The organism is Microvirga antarctica (genome assembly GCF_017921815.1).
GTDB lineage: Bacteria > Pseudomonadota > Alphaproteobacteria > Rhizobiales > Beijerinckiaceae > Microvirga > Microvirga antarctica.
The window spans coordinates 1-320 of sequence record NZ_JAGEMM010000036.1 but is presented as its reverse complement, the minus strand read 5'-3'; the positions used below and the strand labels follow the sequence as shown (position 1 = coordinate 320).

Annotated in this window: 1 protein-coding gene; it reads left to right on the top strand. The window is 55.9% G+C overall.

Going from position 1 to position 320, the window contains the following annotated elements; all coding sequences use genetic code 11:
• The coding region (locus J4G32_RS20765; RefSeq protein ID WP_210497542.1) for a cob(I)yrinic acid a,c-diamide adenosyltransferase at positions 1-320 on the top strand (320 nt) is incomplete at both ends.

Sequence of the window (320 nt, the reverse complement as noted above, 5' to 3'; positions counted from 1 at the left end):
AGGGCACCTGGCCCAACGGCGAGCGTAATCTGCTGGAACCGCATGGCGTCGAATTTCAGGTGATGGCAACGGGATTTACCTGGGAGACGCAAAATCGCGAGGCAGACACTGCAGCATGTATGGCCGTTTGGCAGCATGGGAAACGGATGCTGGCCGATCCGCTGCTTGATATGGTGGTACTGGATGAGCTGACCTATATGGTGGCGTATGACTATTTGCCGCTGGAAGAGGTCATAAGCGCGCTAAACGCGCGCCCTGGTCACCAGACGGTGATTATTACAGGTCGCGGCTGTCACCGGGATATTCTTGATCTTGCGGAT